36 protein-coding genes and 1 pseudogene are annotated in these 24234 nt (G+C 38.4%); 16 read left to right on the top strand and 21 right to left on the bottom strand.

Features of this window, described 5'->3' with window-relative positions; genetic code table 11:
* The first annotated feature begins 137 nt into the window (after nt 1-137).
* From KUH03_RS42125 to KUH03_RS42100, 6 genes are all read left to right on the top strand, one after another.
* Nucleotides 138-518: a hypothetical protein gene (locus KUH03_RS42125; protein ID WP_257090553.1), complete on the top strand. Its 381-nt coding sequence runs from the start codon at nt 138-140 to the stop codon at nt 516-518.
* On the top strand, nt 404-1315 hold the full coding sequence (locus tag KUH03_RS42120; protein ID WP_306429893.1) for a LamG-like jellyroll fold domain-containing protein: 912 nt from the start codon (nt 404-406) through the stop codon (nt 1313-1315). Before KUH03_RS42125 ends, KUH03_RS42120 begins: the two co-directional genes overlap by 115 nt.
* Nucleotides 1316-1370: 55 nt before the next feature.
* A complete protein-coding gene (locus KUH03_RS42115) occupies nt 1371-1700 on the top strand; it encodes a hypothetical protein (RefSeq protein WP_257090552.1) in 330 nt (109 codons plus the stop codon).
* Between the two features lie 109 nt (nt 1701-1809).
* Entirely contained in the window at nt 1810-1953 is a 144-nt protein-coding gene (locus KUH03_RS42110) for a hypothetical protein (protein ID WP_257090551.1), read from the top strand.
* Nucleotides 1926-2600: a metallophosphoesterase gene (locus KUH03_RS42105; protein ID WP_257090550.1), complete on the top strand. Its 675-nt coding sequence runs from the start codon at nt 1926-1928 to the stop codon at nt 2598-2600. Before KUH03_RS42110 ends, KUH03_RS42105 begins: the two co-directional genes overlap by 28 nt.
* A 153-nt stretch (nt 2601-2753) precedes the next feature.
* Nucleotides 2754-3461 carry a DUF2490 domain-containing protein gene (locus tag KUH03_RS42100; protein ID WP_257090549.1) on the top strand — a complete coding sequence of 236 codons (708 nt, stop codon included), beginning with the start codon at nt 2754-2756 and terminating at the stop codon, nt 3459-3461.
* Nucleotides 3462-3914: 453 nt separating this feature from the next.
* On the opposite strand, the gene KUH03_RS42095 is transcribed toward KUH03_RS42100, so the two are convergent.
* From KUH03_RS42095 to KUH03_RS42085, 3 genes are all read right to left on the bottom strand, one after another.
* Nucleotides 3915-4286, bottom strand: a complete 372-nt coding sequence (locus KUH03_RS42095) for a response regulator (RefSeq protein WP_257090548.1) — start codon at nt 4284-4286, stop codon at nt 3915-3917.
* A 152-nt stretch (nt 4287-4438) separates the two neighbouring features.
* Nucleotides 4439-4765, bottom strand: coding sequence for a ferritin-like domain-containing protein (locus tag KUH03_RS42090; RefSeq protein WP_257090547.1), 327 nt, complete (start codon nt 4763-4765; stop codon nt 4439-4441).
* Between the two features lie 40 nt (nt 4766-4805).
* The gene (locus KUH03_RS42085; RefSeq protein WP_257090546.1) at nt 4806-5198 is read right to left on the bottom strand and encodes a DUF892 family protein; all 393 of its coding nucleotides are present in this window, start codon (nt 5196-5198) and stop codon (nt 4806-4808) included.
* A 211-nt stretch (nt 5199-5409) separates the two neighbouring features.
* Between KUH03_RS42085 and KUH03_RS42080 the strand changes: the two genes are divergently transcribed.
* A complete protein-coding gene (locus KUH03_RS42080; protein WP_257090545.1) occupies nt 5410-5625 on the top strand; it encodes a hypothetical protein in 216 nt (71 codons plus the stop codon).
* Nucleotides 5626-5705: 80 nt separating this feature from the next.
* Entirely contained in the window at nt 5706-6587 is an 882-nt protein-coding gene (locus KUH03_RS42075) for a sensor histidine kinase KdpD (protein ID WP_257090544.1), read from the top strand.
* 321 nt (nt 6588-6908) lie between these two features.
* On the opposite strand, the gene KUH03_RS42070 is transcribed toward KUH03_RS42075, so the two are convergent.
* The 6 genes from KUH03_RS42070 to KUH03_RS42045 form a co-directional block, all read right to left on the bottom strand.
* Nucleotides 6909-7031 carry a hypothetical protein gene (locus KUH03_RS42070; protein WP_257090543.1) on the bottom strand — a complete coding sequence of 41 codons (123 nt, stop codon included), beginning with the start codon at nt 7029-7031 and terminating at the stop codon, nt 6909-6911.
* A gap of 277 nt (nt 7032-7308) precedes the next feature.
* Nucleotides 7309-8364: a hypothetical protein gene (locus tag KUH03_RS42065; protein WP_257090542.1), complete on the bottom strand. Its 1056-nt coding sequence runs from the start codon at nt 8362-8364 to the stop codon at nt 7309-7311.
* A complete protein-coding gene (locus KUH03_RS42060; RefSeq protein WP_257090541.1) occupies nt 8361-9530 on the bottom strand; it encodes a glycosyltransferase in 1170 nt (389 codons plus the stop codon). The genes KUH03_RS42065 and KUH03_RS42060 overlap by 4 nt, the downstream gene beginning before the upstream one ends.
* A 481-nt stretch (nt 9531-10011) precedes the next feature.
* Nucleotides 10012-10443: a hypothetical protein gene (locus KUH03_RS42055; protein WP_257090540.1), complete on the bottom strand. Its 432-nt coding sequence runs from the start codon at nt 10441-10443 to the stop codon at nt 10012-10014.
* A 120-nt stretch (nt 10444-10563) separates the two neighbouring features.
* On the bottom strand, nt 10564-10968 hold the full coding sequence (locus tag KUH03_RS42050) for a class A beta-lactamase-related serine hydrolase (RefSeq protein WP_257090539.1): 405 nt from the start codon (nt 10966-10968) through the stop codon (nt 10564-10566).
* A gap of 159 nt (nt 10969-11127) precedes the next feature.
* Entirely contained in the window at nt 11128-11475 is a 348-nt protein-coding gene (locus KUH03_RS42045; protein WP_257090538.1) for a beta-lactamase family protein, read from the bottom strand.
* A gap of 510 nt (nt 11476-11985) precedes the next feature.
* Between KUH03_RS42045 and KUH03_RS42040 the strand changes: the two genes are divergently transcribed.
* Together KUH03_RS42040 and KUH03_RS42035 are read left to right on the top strand one after the other, a co-directional pair.
* Entirely contained in the window at nt 11986-12957 is a 972-nt protein-coding gene (locus tag KUH03_RS42040; protein ID WP_075993033.1) for an aldo/keto reductase, read from the top strand.
* 266 nt (nt 12958-13223) lie between these two features.
* Entirely contained in the window at nt 13224-13766 is a 543-nt protein-coding gene (locus tag KUH03_RS42035) for an AraC family transcriptional regulator (protein WP_257090537.1), read from the top strand.
* Nucleotides 13767-14151: 385 nt separating this feature from the next.
* On the opposite strand, the gene KUH03_RS42030 is transcribed toward KUH03_RS42035, so the two are convergent.
* Together KUH03_RS42030 and KUH03_RS42025 are read right to left on the bottom strand one after the other, a co-directional pair.
* Nucleotides 14152-14667 (bottom strand): alpha/beta hydrolase, encoded by a 516-nt coding sequence (locus KUH03_RS42030; protein WP_257090536.1) that lies wholly within the window; start codon nt 14665-14667, stop codon nt 14152-14154.
* Nucleotides 14667-14984, bottom strand: a complete 318-nt coding sequence (locus KUH03_RS42025; protein WP_257090535.1) for a hypothetical protein — start codon at nt 14982-14984, stop codon at nt 14667-14669. Before KUH03_RS42025 ends, KUH03_RS42030 begins: the two co-directional genes overlap by 1 nt.
* Before the next feature lie 622 nt (nt 14985-15606).
* Between KUH03_RS42025 and KUH03_RS42020 the strand changes: the two genes are divergently transcribed.
* Complete coding sequence (locus tag KUH03_RS42020) at nt 15607-15936, top strand: hypothetical protein (RefSeq protein ID WP_257090534.1); 330 nt, start codon at nt 15607-15609, stop codon at nt 15934-15936.
* Nucleotides 15937-15953: 17 nt separating this feature from the next.
* Nucleotides 15954-16514: an N-acetyltransferase gene (locus KUH03_RS42015; RefSeq protein WP_257090533.1), complete on the top strand. Its 561-nt coding sequence runs from the start codon at nt 15954-15956 to the stop codon at nt 16512-16514.
* A 403-nt stretch (nt 16515-16917) separates the two neighbouring features.
* On the opposite strand, the pseudogene KUH03_RS50030 reads toward KUH03_RS42015, so the two are convergent.
* The 7 genes and pseudogenes from KUH03_RS50030 to KUH03_RS41985 form a co-directional block, all read right to left on the bottom strand.
* Nucleotides 16918-17004, bottom strand: a pseudogene (locus tag KUH03_RS50030) (SHOCT domain-containing protein); the annotation flags it as partial.
* A 27-nt stretch (nt 17005-17031) separates the two neighbouring features.
* Nucleotides 17032-17259 carry a hypothetical protein gene (locus tag KUH03_RS42010; RefSeq protein ID WP_257090532.1) on the bottom strand — a complete coding sequence of 76 codons (228 nt, stop codon included), beginning with the start codon at nt 17257-17259 and terminating at the stop codon, nt 17032-17034.
* A 317-nt stretch (nt 17260-17576) separates the two neighbouring features.
* Nucleotides 17577-18551, bottom strand: a complete 975-nt coding sequence (locus KUH03_RS42005; RefSeq protein ID WP_257090531.1) for a nitronate monooxygenase family protein — start codon at nt 18549-18551, stop codon at nt 17577-17579.
* A gap of 10 nt (nt 18552-18561) precedes the next feature.
* Nucleotides 18562-18897 carry a YceI family protein gene (locus KUH03_RS42000; protein WP_257097846.1) on the bottom strand — a complete coding sequence of 112 codons (336 nt, stop codon included), beginning with the start codon at nt 18895-18897 and terminating at the stop codon, nt 18562-18564.
* A 271-nt stretch (nt 18898-19168) separates the two neighbouring features.
* Nucleotides 19169-19591 carry a Crp/Fnr family transcriptional regulator gene (locus tag KUH03_RS41995; protein ID WP_257090530.1) on the bottom strand — a complete coding sequence of 141 codons (423 nt, stop codon included), beginning with the start codon at nt 19589-19591 and terminating at the stop codon, nt 19169-19171.
* A 355-nt stretch (nt 19592-19946) separates the two neighbouring features.
* Nucleotides 19947-20402, bottom strand: a complete 456-nt coding sequence (locus KUH03_RS41990) for an FAD-dependent monooxygenase (RefSeq protein ID WP_257097844.1) — start codon at nt 20400-20402, stop codon at nt 19947-19949.
* On the bottom strand, nt 20318-20578 hold the full coding sequence (locus KUH03_RS41985; RefSeq protein WP_257098097.1) for a hypothetical protein: 261 nt from the start codon (nt 20576-20578) through the stop codon (nt 20318-20320). Before KUH03_RS41985 ends, KUH03_RS41990 begins: the two co-directional genes overlap by 85 nt.
* Before the next feature lie 187 nt (nt 20579-20765).
* Between KUH03_RS41985 and KUH03_RS41980 the strand changes: the two genes are divergently transcribed.
* The 4 genes from KUH03_RS41980 to rsgA (KUH03_RS41965) all read left to right on the top strand — a co-directional run bounded on the left by KUH03_RS41980 (nt 20766) and on the right by rsgA (KUH03_RS41965) (nt 23125).
* On the top strand, nt 20766-21167 hold the full coding sequence (locus KUH03_RS41980) for a hypothetical protein (protein WP_257090529.1): 402 nt from the start codon (nt 20766-20768) through the stop codon (nt 21165-21167).
* Between the two features lie 258 nt (nt 21168-21425).
* Entirely contained in the window at nt 21426-21737 is a 312-nt protein-coding gene (locus tag KUH03_RS41975; protein WP_257090528.1) for an AraC family transcriptional regulator, read from the top strand.
* A 337-nt stretch (nt 21738-22074) separates the two neighbouring features.
* Nucleotides 22075-22716, top strand: coding sequence for a GTPase RsgA (gene rsgA, locus KUH03_RS41970; RefSeq protein WP_257090527.1), 642 nt, complete (start codon nt 22075-22077; stop codon nt 22714-22716).
* Complete coding sequence (gene rsgA, locus KUH03_RS41965; protein WP_257090526.1) at nt 22697-23125, top strand: GTPase RsgA; 429 nt, start codon at nt 22697-22699, stop codon at nt 23123-23125. Before rsgA (KUH03_RS41970) ends, rsgA (KUH03_RS41965) begins: the two co-directional genes overlap by 20 nt.
* A gap of 221 nt (nt 23126-23346) precedes the next feature.
* Here rsgA (KUH03_RS41965) and KUH03_RS41960 read toward each other — a convergent pair whose 3' ends face one another.
* Genes KUH03_RS41960 through KUH03_RS41950 form a run of 3 tightly spaced genes read right to left on the bottom strand, consistent with a single transcriptional unit; the run spans nt 23347 to nt 24229 of the window.
* On the bottom strand, nt 23347-23841 hold the full coding sequence (locus KUH03_RS41960) for a DUF4982 domain-containing protein (RefSeq protein WP_257090525.1): 495 nt from the start codon (nt 23839-23841) through the stop codon (nt 23347-23349).
* Nucleotides 23796-24065: a hypothetical protein gene (locus KUH03_RS41955; protein WP_257090524.1), complete on the bottom strand. Its 270-nt coding sequence runs from the start codon at nt 24063-24065 to the stop codon at nt 23796-23798. The genes KUH03_RS41960 and KUH03_RS41955 overlap by 46 nt, the downstream gene beginning before the upstream one ends.
* Entirely contained in the window at nt 24065-24229 is a 165-nt protein-coding gene (locus tag KUH03_RS41950; RefSeq protein ID WP_257090523.1) for a hypothetical protein, read from the bottom strand. Before KUH03_RS41950 ends, KUH03_RS41955 begins: the two co-directional genes overlap by 1 nt.
* Between the last annotated feature and the right edge of the window lie 5 nt (nt 24230-24234).

Below are 24234 nucleotides of genomic sequence, written 5' to 3'. Positions count from 1 at the left end.
TTTATCACGATCAATTTGCCAAAACAATGGTGAAATTACTGGGCTTTGATTTTACATCTGAAAACCAGATCGGGGAAATCATCGATAGTTTATTAAAATAGAAGCATTTTATGAGACTGATTACAATACTAATTTTAATGTTTTTTATTCGTCAGGCTAGTGCGCAGCAGCCTACCTATTACCTGAACTTTGACGATTTCAATTTTAAGAAAGACATTCCGCTGCGTGATAGTGCCTGTTATAATGTTGATCTGCTACAGTCACACTATGCAAAAGGCTTAAGTGGGCAGGCACTAGATCTTTCAGCAAAGGCAAGTTTGAGAAGACCGGTTCGGTTGGCAGAGAACACTATCCCCGGTTTGATGAAAAGACATCCTTTTCTGTACAGATCTGGGCAAGGACACTGCCGAATGCCAAACTGGGCACTCCCCTCATGGGAAATAAAATCGCAGACGATCTGTCGACTCTGGGATGGCAGCTTTATACCCAGGAAAATGGCGCCTGGGCATTGCTGTTGAATGATGGGAAAAAGCGTTACGATTATCGACCAACTGTGGAAAGACAGCGTATAAATGACGGTAAATGGCATCAGATCGTCTTTACTGTAGATAAAAATAAAGAGGAAGTGTGGCTGTACCTGGACGGGAAAAATATGGCCATCTATAACACGCCCGGTCTTCAAGGTCTTGACAGCAAATATGCCACCGTAGTCGGTGGTTCAGATGAGAAATGGGAATACGGATCAAATGGACAGTGGAACGCATTTAACGGATTTATAGATGAGGTGAAAGTTTGGAAAACGGTGATTTCAGCCGGGGAAGTAGAAAAAATGTATCAGGAGTTTTTTCCAAACGCAAAGGTGAAAGGAGAAATAGCTGATCCCTCTCATTTGAATATATTCTCTTGGAACATCTGGCATGGCGGTCATCGCTATGGTCAGGCGGTAGGATTAGAGCGCGTAATTGAAACCATTAAAGCGACAAATCCAGATATTGTTGGTCTGGTGGAGACATACGGATCGGGAGAAGTGATTGCGGATTCTTTAGGTTACTATTTTTATTTAATTAGTTCCAATCTTTCCATTATGAGCCGTTATCCAATGACGGAAACTGTCAAGGCGTTCCGTCCCAGTAATTTCGGTGGGGTTCAATTGGACCTGGGCGCCAGTGGAAAGCTTGTTTATTTTAACACCTGGTTAGACTATCTGCCCGACGTAGACGCAAGTATCCGCCAGCTGAATAAAACTCCAGAACAATTGGTAAAGGATGAAGGAGCAACCAGGCATGCGGAAATAAAAGAAATTCTAAAAAGATAGACCCATACCTAAAAAATTCAGATAATTTACCGCTGATTATGGGGGAGATTTTAATATGGGATCACATCTGGATTGGACCGAGGCAACTAAAGGCATACACTACAATCGTGCTGTTGACTGGCCTGAAAGCAAAGAAATGATTAAAGCCGGCTTTTCGGACAGTTACCGTGAACTACATGTCAACCCGCTATTGGATCCGGGCTTAACTTGGGGAATCAGAGCCGCAACCAATACAGATCTGTACGGCCTAAGAGATCGAATAGATTTTATCTATTACAAAGCAAAGAAACTGGATCCTATGGAATCACGGGTTATTGACTACCACCCTATCATGTTTCCCTCGGATCATGCCGCAATAATGACAAGATTTTACATAAATAAATAGAAAATGGACAGAAAAGAGTTTTTAAAAACTACGGGGCTAGCAAGTGGCACTTTACTTTTTTTCAAAGTATCAAGGATTCAGCTCAGCAGCAACAAAAATCAGGATCGGAATGATTACTGATCTGCATCACGATATTATGCATGATGGCATTGAGCGTTTGTCTGCTTTTATTAAAGAGATGAATGAATTGAAACCTGATTTTATTATCCAGGGGGCGATTTTTGTATGCCCAAGAAAAACAACCGCGCATTGATGGATGTCTGGAATCAATTTAGCGGTCCTAAATATCATGTCATCGGTAATCACGATACCGATGGAGGATTTACGCGCGATCAGGTCGTCGAATTTTGGAATGCTAAGGCAAAATATTATTCATTTGACTCAAATGGATTCCATATTGTTGTGCTCGATGGTAATGAACATAATGAAAGCCCGGATCGTCCCAAGGGATATGCACGCTATATTTCTCCTGTACAACTGGACTGGTTAAGAAAAGATCTGGCGGAAACTTCCTTTCCTACAATTGTGTTTTGCCATCAAGGACTGGATAATGATGCCGGCGGATTGGAAAACGGAAGTTTGTTACGTTATGCACTGGAGAAGGCAAACGAAAAGTCCGGCAAGAGGAAAGTTATTTTGGTCATCAGCGGACACCACCATCAAGACTATTATAACCATATCAATGGAATACATTATGTCCAGATTAATAGTGCCTCATACCAATGGCTTGGTGACGATTTTAAAGAGATGCGTTATTCCGCAGAGGTTGATAAAACACACCCAAATATCAAATACACTGTTCCATACAAAGATCCGATATGGGCAATGATCGAAATTGACTCCAAAGGCGTTATCAGGATCAAGGGCAAAGAAAACTGTATTCGTAGGGTCGTCTCCTGAACAACTGGGCGTGAACATGGATAATTATGTTTATCCAATTGTACCCTATATCTCAGATAGAAAGCTGAATAGTTAAATCCATCCATATTTACCTATGAAATGGACTAAATGATCAGGTTAATATTCCGCTTCCTGTTGCTCAATGTAATTGTAATGCCAACAACAATCTACAGCCAGACGAGTAGTTATAACCAGTTTTGGAATGATTTTCAATTTGTGACACCTATAAAAGGAAAATGGAGTAATGAAATTAATATTGGACAGGTATGGACTAGTGTACCAATTGGCGAGGATCCTTTTCACGCCAATGCGCAGCTCTATGCAAGAGTCTGGCTTCATTACTCCTTTGCAATGTTTAAAGTATCATTATTTACAGGATATAACCATAATCCTGAGATTAGGACTGTGGGGCAAGAGGGGCTTCCAGAGATCAGATCTGCAATACAGGGAATTTATTATTTTAAGAAGACTCCAATTACATTATCGGCCCGGTTACGAATAGAGGATCACCTTGATAAAAGAAGACAAAGAGGTTTTGATGAAAACTTTCGGGTAAGGAGCCAGTTGAAATTGATAAAACCTTTGAATGCCCAGGAGATCACTAAGGGAGCAATTTATTTAACCGCTTCCGAGGAGGTTTTTACGCAGACAGGCACCGATATTTTGGAACATCCCCGATTTGGAAGCAACAGGATAACAATTGGATGTGGGTACGCAATTACTAATGATTTTTTGATTGAGATGGATTATTCCAATGATTACTATCCCAGCAAGATTCAGCACCTTTCCTACAATGCAGTACAGGTTAACCTAAGCTGCTACAACTGGCTTAGAAATTTAAAACGTAACTTAACCAAATAACCACAGGTTAAGTTACGTATAAATTAATTATTTAGATTGAGATCAACATTAGCATTTTGCATAATATAATGCTAATGTTGGCGACTAAATTGCGATTTCTCTAATTGATAGCGACAAATCTGATCACTTCCCCCGTCTAAAAAATTATCCTTCTACATTTTTGCCATCTCTTGGCGCCTGCCAGATTTTATACGCTATCGATAATTTTCAGCAAACAGATAAATATCTTGCTGTTAATTCCCAATTTTTCAGTAAGCTTTAATAAAAAATCAGGAACGATTATTAAGTTTTCCGTAGCCAAAATATTTCATATTTCAATAGCTTTATTTACATTTTTCATTTGAAATTTCAATTTTCTTACTTAAATCTATTATTATAACACTTTCGGAATTAACGATTTTGACTGTATTTGTAATTGTGCCAAAATTTCATAAAACTTAAAACCACGCGGCATTACGATTCATTTTCATAAACAAATCTTCGTATGTAGTTTTCCAGGTCAGTAAGTTCAAAAGGTTTCGCTAGAAAACCGTCCGCTCCGCATGCTATAGAAATACTTCGTCCATCGATATGACCTGAAATCATGATTACAGGCAGCTTATTATATTTAGATGAACTCCTGAGATCACGCAATATCAGGTCCCCATTCCGTGCAGCCATATGAATGTCCAAAAAGAGTATATCAGCATGTATACTATCCAACACTTCCATCAGGACTAAACTGTTTGCTACAGTTACGACGACCGTATCTTGATCCTCTAGCACCATAGAAAATACATTCAGTATTTCTTTATCATCATCACACACCACAATTTTCTTTTTCATCTTGATTTTTTCTATTACTATCGATCGGAGATAACTTTTCAGAGATCATCATTTAAAAAATGGATCTTACAGACGTAAGATCCATCCATTTTTTGTCTTTCTGTCGGAGCTGCACAGAACTTTGCTCTCCTCTCAGGCTCTTTTAATCTCTTTTATTTAGCTTGCGTATTGAGGTTAGTATCCGCCAAAGCAGTTAAATCTGCATCACAATTTTTTTCTTCTGCAAGAGTTTCAAGCAGCAGGTCCAGTGCCTCGTTGTATTTCAACACCTTAGCAAATGCTGCGAGTGTGCCATAAGTAGCAATTTCGTAGTGCTCAACTTTTTGGGCAGCGGCGATAATACCTGCATCTCTAACCGTTCCTTCTTCGGTTTCCTCGATAATGTGTTCGCCCTCTTCGATCAGTCCGGCCATCGCTGCACATCGCTCTGCTTTGGGCTTTAACTCTAAGCTCTCAAAACACTGTTCTAAGCGTTTCACATGATTTTCAGTCTCCGAAAGGTGTTTGGAAATTGCCTTTTTAGCTTATTGGCGGTAGCATTTTTTCCATTTTGGGCAATGCTTTTGTCAATGCCTTTTCTGCCCAATAAATGTCTTTGAGGCCGTCTTCAAAAAGCTCTGCCAAATCTTTTGCGGCATCCGATGCTACGCGTTTTTTTGTGTTGTCTGTGGATTGCTTGGTCATCGTTCCATTTTCAGACTTTTCACTTGTGTTACTTTTAGTTATTGTTGCCATGTTTAGTAGGTTTACTGCTCTAGAGCTTTCTGAAATTGAACATCCATCGAACAGCTTTGGTTCTACTAACAAGGCAATCGCCGGTATTTCACGTGTATATTCCGACGAAGACGTATAAACACGTCTCTTATATATTGAAACTAGAGGTCTCTCTAAATGCAAATCTAAAGTGTCCACAATTAGGATTCTCGCTTCTTTCGCATGTGATAAGAATAGAAAAACTGATAAAATATTGCTTATATTTACATAAAAGATCCGCTAACACAAGATTCGAACAGGAATTCCAACATTTTATTCTCCATACAATTTGTATTTAGCTAGTTAGCCGTTAAAAATTCATATATCTTTAGTCTTGAAGGTTGAATTCTTTTTACTAAACACAATAGTTATGAAAGAAAATAATGATTCAATTTCCCATCTGCTTATGCGGATCGAAGATATCCCTGCAGTAAAGAATATATTGAACACAATATGTTTGTATACAGGCATGGATCTAGGGTTGGTGACCTCTCACAATGGCCATCAATGGATAGCCTGTGCTGTACGTGATTCGCTGGGGTCGGAGTATCTGTTGGCCAGCAGCTGGAATTACATTATACGTTAGGAGATGAAGCACATGGTAAACACGCGCCTATCATTATTCCGGATATCGACTATTGTGAAAATGAAGATTGGAAAAGAAAATTGTATGCAAAAGGTTTTAAAAGTTATATCGCATTCCCTATAGTCGACAAGGACGGATTGTTCTTTGGAACGCTCTGTACGATAGATTATAAACCGGTAACTATCGATACTGAGCGGATAGCACCACTATTCGAACTTCTATCTGAACTGATAAGTTTCCATTTGGGTTCAATTGCAAAAATCAAAAATACAGAAGCACTGCTGGGTGAGGAATTGGAATACTCTGAACGCAGGGATACCCTATTATCAGTTTTGGGGCACGATCTGAAAAATCCATTGAGTGCTGTCATTACCTTGTCGCAGTATCTCGCCGACAAACTCGAAAATGCGAAACATAAACAGACGGCTAAGCTTATATACGATTCTTCGTACAGAATGAAAGGTTTAATCGATAACATCCTAGACTTTGCACGCAGTAAGCTAGGTACGGGTATTCATCTGAACAAAAATGTGGTCCAATTAGATCAGGTGATCCTACAGGCTCTGCGTGAGATCCAAACAAGTTCGCTCGAAAGAAAGGTATTTACACATCTTGGTGCAAAACTTACGGTCAAATGTGATCATGAACGTATGGCACAGGTGTTTTCAAATCTTATAGGAAATTCATTTCGCCATGGATCTGCAGAAAATACAATCGTTATAAACTCTTCCATTGAAAGTGGGAAATTTATCTTCCGGATAGAAAATGATGGACATAAAATCGCAGCCCCTATATTCAATAACCTATTTAAACCTTTTGTTGGAAGAAAAAATCAGAAGGAAGGCGGGCTGGGATTGGGACTTTATATCAGCAAACAGATAATAACCGCACACAAAGGCGATATCCATGTTAAATGCTTTGATGAGAAAGTAGTATTTAGCCTTTGGATCCCAATAGAATAAATGCTCTGATCATGATTAATCTATTATTTCGGGGATATTAAAAAGGCGTTAACGCAACTAATGTACGTAAGGCATAATTAAGTAGAATAGTCAATTTTGGAAGATGGCTACGCTGTCTTCCAAGAGCATAACAGGAAACTGTTATGCTTTTTTGTGGAATACATTCTCTACAATTGTTTAGTATATAGGGACGTTAATCAAATTCAGCTTTGCAAATTAAAAAAGCGAGCAAAAGCCTGGTCTAATAATCCAGACTTTGTACCCGCTTCAAATTAATCTACCTTTGTGCAAGTGCAAAAAATAAGCTACCGTTTCAATCGCCTATTTCTTTTTTTTACGGAAGACATTATCCGTTACGTCTTTAGAGACAACATCTTTTTCCTTTTGATAAGAAGATTGTGCTTTCTCTTTGGTGCTTTTTTCCTTTTTAATGTCTTTACTCATGATGTATGGATTTTATAAAGTGATGGTCTTTTTACTTTCAATAGCTATGATTGATCGGAAGGAATAATATTAAGCTGAATCGTATTTACTCTTTGAAGTACGCAAGCTGCTAGTTGTTGAACTGAAAATTTCCGAAAGATATATCGTGGAGAATTTAAAGATAAAACAAGTGTATTTATCATATTGGATCTACGGAATGGGTTAAAATGAATAGTAGATCATAGTAATAAATATACGAATAATAATTGACAATCAGGCATCAAGTTTTTAAAATAAACTAACGCACAGGTTCATTCATGTAATCCTCCATCTTAAGCCGGGCCATTAAATAACTTATAGTGGATTCTGCGCCTTGATTGATGTTGATCGTGTGCTCTTCCAGACCGTCAAAACATCCACCGGTAACAGGATTATAAACAATCTGCCGAATATGATTCCGTCCCAGAAACCATTCAAATACGATTCGTATATTCCTCTTATACTGCTCATCTCTTGTGAACTTATAAAACCTATCTAGGGCAATAATGGTATAGGCAACGTCAATGGGCTGCTCCCCGCCCCTAGTTTTGGTTGCCGGCTGACCCCGTTGTGACCATCCTTTGTTGGAAATCACGTGAACCTCATTGTCAACAATAATCTTGCTCAACAAGAAATCAAAAGATTGATAAGCGATGTCGCTATATCTACTATCTCCGGTGGCCTCATAGGCGATCAACATGGCTTCGGGAATTACACTATTGCCATAGGTCATATATGATTCATACCATTGCCAATCTGCGGTGCTCTCATGTTCAAACATGGCTGCCAATCGATCTGCAAGTACTTGGATTATAGCTTTATAATTTTTGCCCTTCATAAAACTCAGTCCCTTAATCGTGAAGGCCATCGATCTTGTCGAAAAATACACTAAAGCATGTTTGGAGGCTCGCTCCATAAGTTCTATTGCAAGCTTAACTATTCTTTCCGGCAAAAGATTGGCCATGCCCACCACTTCGCCCAGAGCCCAGACTGCTCGACCGTTGGCATCTTCAAGATTCTCCTGCTGGTTTTGTATCGTGAAATTACCGTAGATATCTACATAATTCAGAAACGTGCCGTCCTCTTGCATACAATGACCTATAAAATCCAGATATTTCTGTATCAGACCAAGGTCTTCGTAGGTTTCGTACAATCTATAGTGATGTAACATGGCTATAAGCGCTCTTGCATTGTCATCCAAAGCATAACCGCTTGAAAGGTCCGGCGTGGAAATATCAGCAAATTGAACAAAGCCGCGCTCCTCGGACATTCGAAAAATATGGTCCAGATTGATCGTTGGAATGGAGTAGATCATTTTCCCTTTTTATCTATAAGAAGCTCAAAAAGATATACATGAGCTATAGCAACGTTTTGCCAGGAAGTCTTGACCATCTTCTCAAGGTTAACATGATGAATCTTGCTTAATTGAAGTTCATCATCCAAAATATGATTGACAGCAGCTGCGAGCTGATCAGAAGCTTGAAAATCTATTATGGTGCCCATATCTTCCTTTAAAACCTCCTGCACATGAGGGATTGGCGTAGAGATGATGGGGCATCCGGAGCTCAGCGCATAAGAAAACGTACCGCTAACGGCCTGTAGCGGATCTTTTGACGTAAAAAGGTACACGTCGGTTATAGATAGATAGGCTAATAAGTCTTCAGTGGAAAGAAATTCGTTAATAAAACGCACATGAGCTGAAATACCGAATTCATCAACTATTGCCTCAAGCTCGTTTCTATACGACTCTCCTTCACTTCGCAGCAGGTTGGGGTGTGTCATTCCTAAAACAAGGAATATCACATTTGGGTTTTGTTCGATAATGGATGGAAGTGCATAAAGTGTGGTTTCTATACTCTTGCTGGGCCCCAGCAAACCAAATGTACTGAGGACTTTCTTGCCCACTAGGTTAAAATACTCAAGAATGGCATGTTTATCCTTAGCTGGGGCTAAATGGGTGCCGTGCGCAATTACAGTTATTTTACTGGTAGGAATTTTGTAATTATGAATAAGGATATCGGCAGATCCCTGGGTCATCACGATGATTTGCGAGCAATGATAAGCAATGGCAGATACATGTTCGAGCATAGTGCGATCAGGTGCTGGCAACACTGTATGGAAAGTGACAACAGTAGCAAGTTGTGCTGCATTGAGATCCGAAAGAAAAGATATGAATTTAGCCTCCTGACCAAGGAAGAGACCAAACTCATGTTCGACACAAATCAATTTAATATCCAGATCACACAGGATATTTTGAAGGATATTATCGAATGAAAGCGGATTTAAAATATCTAGCTTCCCCAATGGGCCATCATCTTGCGATGTATTATTATCTACAATCGGTATGGGAATTAGCCGGTACGACTCTTCAAATTTACTCGCGATAGCATTTATCAGATCTGTTGTATAGGTTGCAATACCGCAGACGCGTGGAGGAAAGTGGAAAAGGAACGCAACTCCTTTTTTTGTTTTTGAAATCATGTTGGATTTTTTAAGTGAAGTCCTTGCATACGATCTTCTTGTATCTTTGACAAGGTGCTACACGTAGGGAGGTTTATAAATCTACAAAAATAAAATGAGAGAAATGCTAACTGGAATGTTATATCTGAAAAACTATTAATGATATGTTAAACTTTGAATATCAACACTTTTTATCCGTATTTGTCAAATTGCCTTCTAACGAAGCGTTATAAAAAATAGCAACGGCTTGCTCATCTCTTAAGTAAAAACTGTAAGGCTAAGGTATTGGTTTGGAAGCGAGATTGGGTACAGGAAACCGTAGTCGATTTACTTAACCGCTTTAATAAGCCAATAAAGTAAACAAAAAGGCCTCCAACAGAAAACTTTTTTAAAAACCAAACAGGATTCAATATTGTATTAATAGTACTTTTCAAAATAGGTTGTAATTAGGAACCTTGAGATCCTCCCAGACTCAAGGTTTTTTATTCTTTTATATTGTTTTTCATCGCATATCGTCCTTTATCCACTTTAATTCCCCACGTTGTATTAGGGCTATATACTTTTGCACGTGATCATCGGTTAATAAGCCATTATCTTCAAGGTGGTAATTGAACTGCTTAGTGAAGGTGTAATATTGCATACTTCCAACATAAGCATTATTGAGATAAATATGCCAAAGGCTGTATTTCTTGGCCCGAACTTCCACTACCTGGCGTTTTCCTTGATGATAAAACAACGCAGGCACATCCGTATCAAAGCGAAGTATAAGAGCGTCAATGCACGCTTCCTTGATGTCATCGGCGAGTACACCGAATGCCAATTGCCACTCTCCCTGAGATTTCCTGAAAACATAAAAAGCAAGACCATTTTTGTTGTAAAGATGATAATCTTTCATGCCCATGCTTTTATCATGCACGGTAATTTGAGCGTACATTACCCGATTTCGGCAAAAGATTTCTAGCGGTTTCATTTTACAGCATTACTAATAATATTAGTAATGCTGTATGCGATATAGATTTATAGGGTTTCTTTTTCAACCATTCACTGTTTACCCTTATTTCCTCATTGGATAAATATTTATTTTTTCGTATAGTAATTCCAGATAGATTTGGTTATGTCGGCAATAATTTTTTTCAGTGACCTCTCGTTCTTCGGTGATATCTTTTAAGTAAACAGAAAGAACGATGTGATTTCCATTGGGAAGTTTAAAAATACCTACATCGTTCATCGCTGCTCTTAAATCATTCTCATTTCTATCTGAAATTCCAGTTCTGTGCACTAATTCTGTTCCTTCGGGAAGCCCTGCTTTCATCCAAGTAAGGCCTCTCGAGCATTCTACCATGAGTTGATAGAGGTAATTTGTAGTGTTCTTTTCAAGAACCTGTCCTGCATAAAACTTTTCCAATAATTCGGTGGACGCTAATGGCGTTGTTATATTGTGATATATAGATTCTCCCAAATTCGCATTTCTTGTTCATTGACTTTAATGGTAAAATCCTTTATTCCTTGTTTATGGATAAACTTTTGGACGGGTTCCGGACCTCCCCCAAGTCTAAAAGAATATCACAACCATTGTTGTCGCTGTGCGAAACGGTATATCGCAATAGTTGGTCCAAAGTTAAATCCATATTTCCGTTCGGAAATTCGTCCCGAATTGGGCTCCAGGTATTTGCGTGCAGATCTTCTTTTTAATAAAAAATTTCTGTGATAAAGAAAGTTTACCCTGATCAACCAAGTTCAAGGTCGCCAAGGCGGTATGAAATTTAAACACACTCATTAATGGTGCATTTAAATGTCCATTAATACTTAATGTGTCTTTGATTTCAATTCCCTTCATTGAAATACCGACTGTTGCATTCTTTGTTGCAATGATTTGATGAAGTTCTTTACGGAGGCTATTACTTTGTTGTGCAAAAGAGTGAACTGAAAACAAAAAAATGCAGAAAAATAATAAAAGTTTGTTCATCAATAAATCTATTTTAAAAGATTACTATCTTTCACAATTTTTCTCACTTCCTGTACAAAATAGTAAGCAATTTCGAAGTTTTCATTAATTGCAGGCAAAAATTGGTCCGTGTGCGATAGTCGCCGTGTAAATAATTCCAGCATTCCTAATAGTTGGCCAAACTAATTTACCTCCACTAAGAGGTCTATGTGATTTGCTCATGTACACATACCATTACAAATTCGCAAACAGTTCAGTTAATTTTTATATTATGGCGCCGAGCGCCGAAAACTTTGAAGGTGTTAATCAGAGATGGGAAAATATGCCAAAAACGAAGGGTTTTAAATGGAATTTTGACACGATCAATTTGTTGACCAGTGATCTTGATTAACATGGGCTGTCCGGATTCGAAAACCAATGACCATTCAATTCAGGAACAGATGAACCATACAGACAAGTAAATTGAGCCGTAGAAGAAAGCAATATGGTTATTAAATCAAGACCTTTGGATAATAAAATTAAATCAATCAAATGTCAAAAATCACTAAAATTCAATTGGGTCAAAACGGCCCCACCGTTTCAAAGCTTGGTCTGGGATGTATGCGGATGTCATCAATATGGGGTGGCCCAACTCCCGATGAAACTGAAGGTATTGCAACCATCCATCAAGCTTTGGACAGCGGGATCAACTTCCTGAATACGGGAGATTTTTATGGTGCAGGCCACAACGAAATGCTTATTGGCAAAGCCATTAAGGGAAGACGGGATGATGCTTTCATCAGTGTAAAATTTGGTGCTATCTTCCACAACGGCCAATGGATCGGTTTGGATCTCCGTCCTGTAGCGATCAAGAATTTTGTCAACTATTCATTGACCCGTCTGGGCATTGAAACTATCGACTTATATCAACCCTGTAGAATGGATGGCAGTGTGCCAATAGAAGACATCATCGGAACGATTGCCGACCTGATAGATCAAGGAAAAGTACGTCATATCGGCGTATCGGAAATAACCGCCGATCAGCTCCGTAAAGCCAACAGCATTTATCCCATCAGTGCACTGGAAATCGGTTATTCTTTGGCTGACCGTCAGATCGAAAATGAGCTGTTGCCTGCGGCTAAAGAATTAGGGATCGGTGTCGTGGCATTTGCCAATACGGCAGAAGGACTGTTAACCGGTAACCTACAAGCGCCAATTCCTGCGGATGACCATCGAAATCACTTTTCCCGTTTTCAGGGCAATAACCTGATCCATAATCTTGAGAAAGTGGAAGTATTAAAAGAAATTGCTCAACGTAAAAATGTCACCCCTACACAACTTGCGATTGCATGGGTAAAAGAACAGGGCGACAATATCATGCCATTGGTGAGTATGAGCCGCAGATCAAGACTACCCGAAAATATTGCTGCGATGGAAATTGTATTTACCCCAGAGGAGATGAATATTTTAAACACCACATTTGCAATAGGTACTATCAAAGGTGGCACTTATTTACAAAGATAAATGGAAAGTCCAGCAGAAATACTTCCCGGCGTGATATTCTATTCTTACCTTTCTTCTCTGAAGAAAGAGAAAGCATGCGTCTGGAACCACCATACCCTAGTATTACAGGTCTCGGGCCAGATGGTTCTGGAAACAGCTGAGCAGCATGTAAACATATCTGCCGGGGAAGTATTGCTCATTCACAAAAATCAGCTGGGAACCTTGACTAAAACCCCGGGCCAAGTGGTCACTATGAAACTATCGTCATATCACTGCAAGAAGATCTGATGCGTCAGATAGCACTAGAGGAAAAAATGGAAGCTCAGGGTAAATACACTGGCCTTCCGAACATATGCCTCCCCAATAATGCGTTTATCAAAGGTTATTTCCAGTCGGTCATTCCCTATGCGCGAAGCGCTGGTCATGAAATGACTGACGAGATGGGACTTTTAAAGGTGAAAGAGGGAATCAAGTTGATACTGATAGCTGTTCCGGCACTGCGTAACTTTTTGTTTGATTTCGCAGCGCCTTATAAGATGGATCTAGAAAAATTTATGCTGAGCAATTTTCATTTCAATGTCCCTATTGAAAAGTTTGCACAACTCACCGGAAGAAGCCTTTCAGGATATAAAAGAGATTTTCAGAAAACCTTCGGGATGCCGCCACGTAAGTGGTTACAGGATAAAAGGCTGAATGAAGCACGGCATTTAATTGAAAGAAAAAACAAAAAACCATCAGCTATCTATCTCGATCTTGGTTTCGAGACCCTGTCCCATTTTTCTTCCGCCTTTAAGAAGAAATTTGGCAAAGCGCCGACTGTAGGTGGATAGTATTCCCAATCTTTTAATTGAATTATTAACTGCTACTTTTCAATCGGGAAATGTTGATACTTAAGCCCAATATACACTATATATTGCGGGCGAAGTGGTACAAAATGCTGGTTTAGCTTCCCGATGTCCAGCATTTAGTTTCTCTGTTTTATTTTGTTATTTAATTCTTCAAGTTTAGTTTTTGCGATATTATTAGCTGGAGAAAGTGTCAAGATTTTTTCATAACACTTTTTTGCTTTATCCATATATCCCCTGACTGTGTAGGCCTCGGCTAAGCTATCCCATACATTGATTGATTGCGGATAATTTTTCGTATTCAGCTCAAAAATAGAAATTGCTATATCAGGTAGTTGCCTATCATAAAGGGCTACATATCCAATTGTATTTACAAAACTTTGGTCCGGTTTAGTATCAAAGAAAAGTTCCTTTTTATTTTTGCACTGTAATTTACCAATACACTGGGGTCCTTTGTTACTTCATTTATATCAATAGTATATGGCTCGAAGAGATATCGAAGGCCATAATATGTGGCAGGAATTGTTACTGTTAAGTGCTTTTCGTCTTCAAAATATCTAAAGTCTACCTTCAGATCTGGAGATTTATTCTCTTTCAGTAATTTATAAAATTGATTTCCCCATTGATAATGCCTCTTATCCTCCTGCATATTATTGGCTAATGCAATGTATATCCTAGCTTTTAGGTCGACTCGATTCGCCAATACTTCTTTACTTCTTTTCCCAATATAATTATGATCCCAAAACCAAGAGGGGTCGATGAGTAAGTAATAACTAAACAGCTGCGGTTTTTCTAATAGGCAATGTAAGGCAAATAGTCCACCCAATGAGTGGCCGATAATCATGCTTTGTGGGACGGTTCTGAAAGATTTATTTATTTCCACCATTAATTCATCCTCAATAAACCCATGAAATCATCCGCTTTTCCGCTACTTTTAAATGCAGAAATATCCTCTCTATCCAAATAATTCAATGAATTTGTAGGAGTAAAATTCTTTGTTCTATCGGTGTTTTCTATTGAAACAATAATGAGTTCAGGGATTTGCAACTTAAGATTTGCATCTGAATGCATCGATTGTGCAATCCCCGACACTTCCAAAAACTTACTCCTATCCCCATCTAAAACATAGGCAACGATGTATTTTTTTGTCGACATTGTTTTTATAGGAAGCCGGTAAATAAACAGAATAATTTCTGCTTTCATTAAGTATTTTAGAGTTTATCGTATAGCGCTGTCCAACCACTAAAAAATTGTCAAGTGATTGCGCAAAAGAATTGCTAAGGCTAAAAATAAAGAAACAGATTATTGTGGTTATAGTTCGGCTCGTCAGTCTAATGCTGGAAATCATCCGTATTGTTGCCATTAAAAAGGATTAAATAGATCTTATCATTACAAGTAAGCTTTAAATTTATGGAAAAGTTTTAGATTTATAATATCTTCATGCATGATTTTGGGGAAAGAACGCAGCATTCTGTTTGTTCTAAACCTTATCATATTGAAATTCGTTTTTTTAATTGCATATTAGCCAGCGGAAAATTAGACCATTTGAATTGGTACAACCTATAAAACAAATTGACTATGGAAAGGCCATATAGCGGTATTGCAACCCATTACGAAACTCCAACGGGATATTCCATTATCGTCCCGGCAAAGAAGCATTTACCTATTATCATTATTTTTAGTTTATGGCTGTTTGGTTGGATACAATCAATTATTTTTTTGCCCCGACACTCGAAAACTTTTACGATACAAACGGAGGTTTAAGCTTTGAGGTTATATTTTTATAGTTTGGTGGATCCTCTCGACGGCAGCTGGCTTATTCGTAATGAAAACGTTAATGTGGTACCTTATTGGAAAAGAAATCATTACAATAGATCGCGATCAAATAAGTATTTCCAGAAAAAACGATATGCTATTCAGGCATAAGATTTATGATCTACAAGAAGCGAAGAGATTTCATGTTGAGGAAGAACATTTTGAATTTGTTTTTTGGAACCAAGGGAATAGTTTAGGTATTTTTAGAAATAGAGGTACTATTCGATTTGAATATGGTTTTAAAACCATAAAATTTGCAAATGATATGGATCAAGCTGAGGCAAATCACATCCTGGAAAGATTAAGATCATCGGGCTATCTGACCGCTACTAATTTTTGATTAAATTTTATATAGCTATGGACGTATGGGAAATAAAATACAGACCTGCATTAAAAAGTGATCTGAAGTTTCTGCTTGATCTCAGGATACAGACGATGAATCAGCATTTAATTGCAAGCTCCTTACCGGTCTCTGATGAGGCACATTTACAAAGGATTGAATATCAATTTGTACACGCCACAATAATTGAAATAAGTAAATGTGCCATAGGTCTATTAAAGGTTCACAGACAAGCAAATAACATAGAACTGATACAAATTCAGGTGGCTCCCTCCTATCAAGGCAAAGGAATCGGTACGAGAATCTTGAATGATTTGATAAAGGAAGCTACTGAATCAGAGAAAACGATCACATTAAGTGTCTTAAAAACCAATCCAGCTAAGGGTCTATATTTAAGCGTGGGTTTCAAGATTGTTGCCGAGACTGATGACTCCTACCTGATGTTGTTTGAAAAAGAGTGTCTAAACAGTAGATATTGTAAAATGTATAAAGTATCGATAATTATTGGCGTCATTAGTTTTTACCTGTTGAGCATATTTTTCAAATTGGGCAAGTCCATTGCCGTCAATCCGATATAAGAAGGTGTTAATACTAGCCTTGACTTTAGCTCTTGTGGCAAATCATTTAAATAGTTAAGTCTTTTAGAAAAATTCAAATATGCACTGTTGTGCTCATATACACTATAATTAATCAATAGGATTTTTTTAATCCAAAAATATCGTCTTCTATTGAAATTAACTGAAAAGGCAAAGGAATGGAAAAGAAGCCAAACCAGTCTAATTGGGATATTAAATATAATAGCCACTACTTGATCTGACAATTGGAGCTTTTTAAAAATAAACTCACCTATCCTAGAATAGATGAGTTTCAAAATCAAATTGTTTCTTTTGATCTTATCGAATGTATTTGCAAGGCAAATTCTATTTACTGCTTGGATCTAACACCAGAATAATAAATCAAAACTAATGGGCGAGGCTCATATCAACGGGCATATATACATCTTTTTAAGTTTTCCTTCTCAATTTCAAATTCCTCCCTGGTAATCAAACCTGAATCGAGCAAACTCTTAAGTTTATATAATTCATCTGTAAAAGACTAATCACTTGCTTTTAAAAACCCTTGCGTTTGTTTTTTCGCATTGGATAGCAATTCTGTTTCAAATTTAACCTGATCGTCTGATTTAGACACCAGTTTGAATATGAGTCCAATAAACGGCGATAGGAATAATGAGAGGAAGAATGCTCCTGCAAAATCTATATTCCTATTAACACTGATAGAACCTATTGCTAACGAGAAGATAATCCATCCCAAAAATGTATCCATTGTCTATGTGTTTAAAATAACCATGAACAAAGTTAAAGTTGGTTTAGGATGAAATTATACGGGAAACCGTAGCTGATTTATTTAGGTTTAATAAGACAATAAAGTAAACAATAAGGCCTCCCTCGTTAACCGTCAAGGGAGGTCTTTTATCAAAAAGTTCTTTCATGATCATCCACACCTGATCCGCCAACGTAAAATACGTAAATCCCGACCGTAGTTGGCATACTATCTTTCCATTTCAGCAATAATAGCTGCAATCAGTTTTTCTGCATCATGATATTGGAGAATAGAGACTGCCTGACCTGCCCAAAACGATTTCAATTCAGGATTCGATTCGAATTTGCAGGATAAGCTCCCAGTTTACCAACAATTTTTCCTTGTAATGGATAAGGGGCAAAACTATTTTGAAATTCTTTCAACTCCTCTGTCAAGCGATTTTTCACTCCTCGTGACAACCTTCCAGTAAAAACTTTGGTCAATGTTGTATAACGGGCTTCTTTTGAGAATAATTTTTCACGATGTATTTTACTTGCACCAGATTGCCGTGTAGCGAGAAAAGCAGTTCCTATTTGTACCGCATCGGCACCTAATGCCATTGCCGCTTTTACTCCACGGGCATCAGCAATACCTCCAGCGCCTATGACAGGGATTCTTACGGTATCCGCGACTTGCGGAATCAATGAAAACGTTCCTATTAAACTTTCCTCAGGTTTATCCAGAAATGAAACCCGATGCCCACCTGCATCAAATCCTGTGGCTACCACGGCATCTACTCCTGCATGTTCTATAGCGATAGCTTCATCTAACGTAGTAGCAGTTCCTATCGTTATGATTCCTAAGCGCCTACATTTCTCCAAAATTGTTTCAGAGGGTATGCCATAAACAAAACTAAAAACCGCTGGCTTTATCTCAAAAATAGCTTCAATCTGCTCCGCAAACTTAGGACTGCCTGGCAAAGGAAATGTGGGTGGTTCTGCACCGACCTCTTCAAAGTATGGCTCCAAAAGTTTGATAACTTGCTGAAAATCCCTTTCATCAAAATCTCCTGCCGTAGCATCTTGATCATTAACCCATAGATTAATGTTAAATGGTTTTGAGGTCAATTTTCTGATGCCTCTAGAAATAGAAATAAGTTCGGCAGCACCATAAGGCTGCCCACCGTAAGACCCTAATCCTCCCTTATTTGAAACTAGTGCTGTAAGGTCCTCCGAGGATAATTTTCCACCAAAGGGACCTTGAACGATGGGTAAATCTATCTCAAGAAGTTTGGTGAATTTTGTTTTTGTCCACATATGAATAAATTTAGCGTTGCCCAACTAATTTGAACTGTAGTACAAACTCATCGTAAATCAACTTGTCACCCAGATTCGGAATAAACTTTCCGGAACCATACCGAATATTGTACAACGTACGGTCAATTTTGATTTCGCCCAATGCATGCAAGAAATCGCTGAATATTTCTACAGTTGCCGTAAAATGAATGGGCTGTGTAATATTCTTAATGGTCAGATCGCCACTAATGATGTAATGCATATTTTCCTTTCTTCCATTGTTGATTTTCAAAGATGCTGTCTTAAATTGATAGACCGAGAAAAAATCATCGTGGTTTAAATGATCAAAAACTCCTTGTAAATAGATTTGTCAGAAATATCGGTGATTACAATTGAAGTCATGTCAATATGTATTTCTCCATCGATGATCTCATCGTTTTCAAAACTCAAAAACCATTTTTGATTTGAATAGTTCCGTGTGTAAGCCTAGAACTTTCTTCCCTGTCCAGTTGACAGTGCTGCTTTCTGTTTGAATGTTAAATGTTGTCATTGTGCTTGATTTTTAGTTTGACAAGACAAAATTCAGGGTATTCTTTAAAGATAGAAAGGACGTACCTCACAAAAAAATGTGAGGTAGATCAATTGTTTGGCGAGTATAAGCGACTCAGTGTTTCTCTTGTTACACCAAGATAAGCAGCTAAAATGTGCTTTGGCAACTTTTGCACCAACGATGGATACTCCTGTACAAACTTTTCATAACGTTGCTTTGCAGAGCTGCTCAATAACGATAGGATTCTGTTTTGCAACGCCACGTTCCTGCGGTTTGTTTTCTTTCTGAAAAAATGTTCGACTTGATGGAATTCGCGACAGAGCTTTTCTCTGTTTTCATTGCTAAGGGATAGCACTTCGGTATCTTCCAGACAATCAATATTTACTTTTGCGTTCTTTTGATAATAATAGGCTTCGTAATCTGTGATCCACCAATCCTGAATAGCGAAAAGAAGAATATGTATTTTCCCGATCTCGTCAGTATAATACGATTTCACACAGCCAGAGAGCAAAAATAATCATTTAATACGAACTGACCTTCCTGTATGAGGAATTGATGCTTTTGAATTTCTTAAAGCTAAAATGGCTCAAGATATAATCAAACTCGACATCTGTTATATCGATATATTTTCGGAACTGTTCTCGCAAAATTTTACTCATGTCCAAATTTACATTTATATCTTTCATCGTCTTGTCAAGATGATGAAATATTCCATTATTGAAAAAAAGAATCAGGATGATGATGATGCGTTAGCTCATCAGATATTGTTATCAGCCTCACGAATACTCCAGATCAACCCACTCTTCGATAATGACAACCGAATTATTTTTTCAAATAGATGTATTCGGGTGGAAGGGAAAAAACTGCTATGATGTGACGTCGCGATTAATCTTCCATGAAAACATTTTACAGTTATCGAGGTTTTCAAATTCAAATGATTCTATCCAATTATATTTTCCATCCTCTTCTTGATATAAAACTAAATTGTCAGCTTTAATATTTTCAATAAATGATGATAATTCTGCACCGCAAGCTCCCAAATCATCTAACCCATAATTTTTTAATAAAAAAACGATTAAACGATCACGAAACCAAACTGTTATTGGATTGGTTTTTGTTTTCGTACTCCCTACTTTCATTGCACTTCTTATTACTCGCTCTACTCTAGGCTGGCGGTCGGTCTGAAAAAGCTGAAAGGCTTGTGTATAGCCAATGTTTAATTTTAACAATTCAGCAATTACAATCGTATCTTCCAATGCCAATGAGGCTCCCTGCCCAATATGTGGAGAGATACCGTGTGCCGCATCTCCAATAAGACACACCCTGCCTTTATACCATTGCAAAAGCTTAGGCACATCATAAATAGGATATGCAATAATTTGATGACGACTTTGAGGTTTGCTCTTTTGATCTGAATTGTTTCCACACCATATTGTTGTTTCTGATAGGCCGTATCGTGTTTTGCTATTTGCTTTCCTTTAGAATTGAAAAACTTCATTGAACCGTGAGTATAATCTTCCTTGAGCCTTCCGTTATATTAATCCTGCGTAGTGTGCTTACTTTTAATGTTCTCATTTCTCTATACTTTTTAAATTTATTTCTTACATTATCTCACTTGACAAAAGTACCGCGCGATCAAAAAATGCGCTTGCAAAAATGGAGTTAAACTGGTAAATTAGGGCGCAATGGGATTTGAACTGAAAAATGATAAAAAGGCTTTTAAAATAGCCTTTGATGAGAATGATTTTGGTAGTCATGGTTTTAAAGAAAATATCTTTAAAACGAATATTCCCTTTGGACAATTAACTGCTAAACAATGGCTTTTCGATGGTATTAAGATCTTATATTCCGAAACTGATCTTGATAAACCGACAGAATTGGATTGGAAAGGAGATTCAGAACTGGTAACCATGCACTTTAATTTGCAAGGAAGAACTTCAATAGTACAGAACGGAATGAGCAATTGCTTTGAATTAAATGGTAATCAGCACAATTTATTCTATGGAACCAAGGCTAAAGGTACAATGAAATTCGATGGTTTGGAGATGAAATCATTTATGGTACAATTTCAAAAAGATTCTTTTTAACCATTTCAAAAGATGGAAACGAATCCTTAAAGCGGTTTGCTGATAAAATAGTTTCAGGAACTCCTGTTGCTTTCTCCAATTCTAGTCTAAATATTGATCTGCCAATACAAACCTGTATCAATTCGATTTTGAGGTGTGATTATTCTGGTGGGTTAAAGAGATTGTTTCTTCTTTCGAAAACCATCGAGTTGCTTGTCTTGCAAGCAGAGTCTTTAAATCATCATCAAGGTTCAATCTCAAAATACATAAAACATGATTATGATAAAGAACGAATTGTATACGCCCGTGATTATCTGGTTAAGAATATCGAGTCGCCCCAACGTTGATAGAATTGGCGAGAATCGCGGGGTTAATGAATATAAGCTAAAACGAGGGTTTAAGGAAATATTTAATCAAACTGCTTTTTCCTATTTATCTGACCTACGTTTAGATCTGGCAAAGAACGATCTATTGGAAGGCAAAAAGCAAGCTACTGAAATAGCGTTTGAACTGGGTTACTGTTCCTTACAGCACTTTAGTAAAGCATTCAAGAAAAAGTTCGGCATGGCCCCAAGTAAAGTCGGACGGTAAGGCAGGGTTCATACCAGAGTTTGCATGAATACAGGCGGACTGCTCGATCATCCTGTCGACACACTGGTTCTTATTCTTGGAGAAAGCCAGAGCAACATTGTTTTAAACAACTGATTAAAGTATTGAATTAGATTTTTATATCTTTGTATCTTATGCAAAGACAACTATTCACATATTATAGTTTGACGATTGGAATGATTGCCTAATTCCGGGTGTCTTGTTTCGAAAATCATCGGTTTGGTAGTTTACGTATTACCAAAGGCCGTTGGTATGGAACAAACCATTCGGATGACAGAGAATTAAGCAATTTTATTTCATCATTTTAGATTATCAACAAGTGAATAACTTATCATTATATGGTTGGAACGATACGCTGTTCCTGCTCAAACAAGCCTCACAATACAAACATCTTTTTCATGGTCGTGTTGCCGCAGTAAACAAAACCAATTATGAGGTCATCGCCCAGAGCGGTCGGCTGTTGTGCGAACTGGCAGGTAATATGCTTTATGGACGTTCATCATTTGAACACCCCTGTACCGGTGACTGGATTATTTTTCAACCTTTTGAAGATAACAAAGGAATAATCGTCGATGTTTTACCACGCAAGCATACCTTATACCGAAGAAAGAGTGGCACGCAGAACGAAAGGCAAGCTATAGCATCCCATGTAGACAAGGCATTTATTGTACAGAGCCTCGATGCCAATTTCAGCGTTCGCCGAACGGAACGATTTATGGTTCAAATAGCAGAAGAAAATATTCATCCCATATTGATCCTCACTAAATCGGATCTGGAGTTCAATCGCCAAAAAGTAGAGGAATCGCTGAAACATATCGGACGTCAAATGCCAATACTTTTTACAAGCGTTTTTCTCCAGAAACAATACTTCCGGTACGAAAATTTATCAAGCAGGGGAATCTATTGTATTTGTAGGATCATCTGGAGTCGGAAAAAGTTCTTTGATCAACGCACTGTGTGAACTTACAGTATTTTCCACGTCTGAGATAAGCAAATCGTCAGGTAAAGGAAGACATACCTCGACCCGAAGGGAAATGATATTGATGAAGGATAGTGGTATTTTAATAGATACGCCCGGTGTTAGAGAATTTGGTTTGGCATCAGACAATTCGGATACATTATCAGATATATTCGAACTTGCTTATTTTGCAGAATCCTGTCGTTTTGAAAATTGTACACATGTTAATGAACCTGGCTGTGCTGTCGTAGACGCTGTAAACAATGGCCTTTTAGCGCTGGCGGTATACAATAGTTACCTCAAACTGCGTAAAGAATCTTGGTATTTTTCTACTTCGGAGCATGAGAAACGGAAAAGGGGTAAATCTTTCGCTAAAATTTCAGAAGCGGCTAAGAGAATAAAAAAACGTTAACCTTTTATGTAATACAGGTGTTCATCTGAATAATTGAACACCTGTATTAACATGCGGCATGAGGTCGACTACGACAGAACTTCTTTGCTTTTCAATATATCTTATCTCGCTCTATCATGCATCTACCCTTTTATCGTTTTCAGTCGGATAACATTTCATTCAATAGAACCATTACTCCATCCTTGCTTTCTATTGTCCATCCAGTTCGACACTCCCGGAGATCAGTCCCTTACTTTTGCCCTGATAATCAATTTGCCGCTATGCTTGACGGCGACTATAGCCAGCGCTTTGCCGTGGTATGCCTGTCGCGCCCTGGACTGGAATTTCCGGAGATCGGTTGTATTGCCATTGTCTGTGGCCACAATCTTTGCGCCCTCCCCTTCAACGTTAAACCTGATGTCATGCGCCGCATCCGGAACAGCAGTATCAAACTCGTCCACAACATATGCTTGTACAAAAGCTAGTTCATTAGCTGCGGCATTTACACTGGGCTTTTCGGCAACTAGCTTGACACGGTATGGTTTTGCTGCAGTGCGGACCGTTTTGCTCATTACTTTCTCGTTTCCCCGATAGGAAACCACTTCAAGTACCCCAGGTTCAAAAGGGATGGCTCTAAAAACGAGGTCATAACGACTAGGATCTTTGGATTGCTCAGCGATCTTTCTACCGTTCAGATACAGTTCCAATCGGTCCGCCTGATTGTAATAGACCACCACATCAACGCTATCCCCTGTTTCCAGTTCCAGTGCGGTAATACGTGTAAGACCGGCTTGTCGGTCCAGACGCTTTGGTACAGATAATATACATCTTTCGGGAAGCCTGCTAAATCGACGATTCCGAAATATGAACTCCGGGCAGGCCAGGTATAAGGCGTAGGTTCGCCGAGGTAATCGAAACCCGTCCACACATACATTCCAGCAATATGATCATATTGCTCCATCAGACGTAGGCTGGTCTGATGATTCGATCCCCAGGGGTATAAATATTATCATAAGCTGATATGGACTTGTCCCTATTGCCGTTGTTGAAAGGGATATCCCATCTTTCAGGCCACATGCGCACCGAATCGTAGGGCACCAGATCATATTGACCCCGACTTTCCAATGCGG

This window comes from Sphingobacterium sp. E70 (assembly GCF_019285695.1).
Taxonomy (GTDB): Bacteria; Bacteroidota; Bacteroidia; order Sphingobacteriales; family Sphingobacteriaceae; genus Sphingobacterium; species Sphingobacterium detergens.
This window is presented reverse-complemented; position numbering and strand designations above follow the sequence as displayed.